Genomic DNA, 2,312 nt, shown 5'->3' with positions numbered 1-2,312 from the left:
CCTTCATGGGGATGCGGACGCCGCGTTCTTTGGCCACCTCGACGGCGCGGTCGTAACCGGCGTCGGCGTGGCGGATGACGCCCATGCCGGGGTCGTTGGTGAGGAGTCGCTCGAGTTTCTGTGCCGCGAGGTCGGTGCCGTCGGCGACAGATACCTGCCCGGCGTGGATGGAGCGGCCGATGCCCACCCCACCGCCGTGGTGGATGGAGACCCAGGTGGCCCCGGAAGCTGTGTTGAGCAGGGCGTTGAGCAGCGGCCAGTCGGCGATCGCGTCGGAGCCGTCCGCCATGGCTTCGGTCTCGCGGTACGGGGAAGCGACGGAGCCGGAGTCGAGGTGGTCGCGGCCGATCACGATGGGCGCCTTGACCTTGCCCTCCTTGACGAGCTGGTTGAACAGCAGGCCGGCCTTGGCGCGGTCGCCATAGCCCAGCCAGCAGATCCGCGCCGGCAGTCCCTCGAACTCCACCCGTTCCTGGGCGGCATCGATCCAGCGGTGCAGGTGCTTGTTCTCAGGGAAGAGTTCCTTGATGGCGGCGTCGGTGACGGCGATATCCTCGGGGTCGCCGGAGAGCGCCACCCAGCGGAACGGGCCAAGTCCTTCGCAGAACAGCGGACGGATGTAGGCGGGGACGAAGCCGGGGAACTCGAAGGCGCGGTTGTAGCCGCCCTTGCGGGCTTCGTCGCGGATGGAGTTGCCGTAGTCGAAGACCTCGGCTCCGGCGTCCTGGAATTCCACCATGGCCTGGACGTGCCTGGCCATCGACGCCTGGGCCTTTTTGGTGAAGCCCTCCGGATCGGCCTCGGCTTCACGGTGCCATTCCGCTACCGAGATGCCTTCGGGGAGGTAGCTCAGCGGATCGTGGGCGGAGGTCTGGTCCGTGACGATGTCCACGGTGAGCTCGCCGGCGTTGTGGCGGCGCAGGATCTCCGGGAAGACCTCGGCAGCGTTGCCGACGTAGCCGACTGACCAGCCGCGGCGCTCCTCTTTGGCTTTGAGCACCTTGGCGATGGCGGCGTCGAGATCGGTTTCCACTTCGTCCAGGTAGCGCTTGCCGGCGCGGCGGCGCAGGCGGGTCTCGTCGACGTCGACAATCAGGCAGGCGCCGTCATTCAGCGTGACAGCGAGCGGCTGCGCCCCGCCCATCCCTCCGCAACCTCCGGTGAGCGTCAGGGTACCGGCGAGGGTGCCGTTCTCGTCACCGGTGAGTTTGCGGGCGATTGCGGCGAAGGTTTCGAAAGTACCCTGCAGGATGCCCTGGGTGCCGATGTAGATCCAGGATCCGGCGGTCATCTGGCCGTACATCATCAGGCCCTCGGCCTCGAGCCGGCGGAATTCCGGCCAGTTGGCCCAGTCGCCGACGAGGTTGGAGTTTGCGAGCAGCACGCGTGGTGCCCATTCGTTGGTACGGAAAACGCCCACCGGCTTGCCGGACTGGACGAGCAGGGTTTCGTCCTTTTCCATGGTTTCGAGGGTGCGGGCGATGGCGTCGAATGCGGCCCAGGACCGGACTGCCCGGCCGGTGCCGCCATAGACCACGAGGTCATCGGGGCGTTCGGCGACCTCCGGGTCCAGGTTGTTCATGAGCATGCGCAGCGGCGCTTCGGTCTGCCATGACTTGGCGGTGAGCTCGGTGCCGCGGGCTGCTTTGACCGGGCGGGCACCGGTGGTGAAATCGGCGGGTGCCATGGTGTCTCCTTCTCCTGTTGTGCCTGTAAGAGGTTCTCTATCAACTAAAGCCCCTCGCCAGCGGCGGCAACAGGGCATTGCGGGGGGTGCTGTCCGGTATTACAGACGCGGTCCTGACGTAGCCCGACTGTGGGGCAAACCAAATTCGGCTGACAGTTCGGCAGCCAGTTGGGCAGCCAGTTTGGCACTGCCCAGCCGGGCAAGTGCTATCTGGTCAGTTCTATTGGGTCACTGTGGGTCATTGCTATTTGGCGGGGCGTCCGTGAATGCGGACTGAGAGCTCGTCCGCAACCTTCTGCACCCGGGCAGCGAGCATCGGCCACTGGTCCGCCGGCAATTTGTCTTCCAGGAAGGTCACGGCGACTGCCGCCGTCGGCCATCCCAGGTGGTCCGTGACGGCGGCGGCGATGGAACCAAACCCGGGCGTCACCTCGCCGTGCTCCGTGGCGTAGCCGCGCTGCCTGACCTGGTCGAGATGCGAGGAAAGGGCAGAGTACTTCATGATGGCGCCTTCCACCTCATGCCGGGCAGTGAACGCCGCGGCATTCGGATAGAGCGCCCGGACCTGTGACTTCGGCAGCGCGGCAAGGATTGCCCGGCCGCTGGCGGTGAGATGGCTCGGGAG

At 66.4% G+C, this 2,312-nt stretch carries 2 protein-coding genes; both read right to left on the bottom strand.

The window, feature by feature from the left end; genetic code table 11:
* The coding region (locus DBR22_RS20140) for a urocanate hydratase (RefSeq protein WP_108600460.1) at nucleotides 1-1,687 on the bottom strand (1,687 nt) is incomplete at its 3' end.
* 244 nt (nucleotides 1,688-1,931) lie between these two features.
* Nucleotides 1,932-2,312 (bottom strand): IclR family transcriptional regulator domain-containing protein (locus DBR22_RS20135; RefSeq protein ID WP_308810246.1); only part of this gene is annotated, 381 nt, incomplete at its 5' end.

Origin of the sequence: Arthrobacter sp. HMWF013 (genome assembly GCF_003061105.1) — a bacterium.
Taxonomy (GTDB): Bacteria; Actinomycetota; Actinomycetes; order Actinomycetales; family Micrococcaceae; genus Arthrobacter.
The sequence above is the reverse complement of the archived record's forward strand: the minus strand, read 5'-3'. Positions and strand labels throughout refer to the sequence as shown.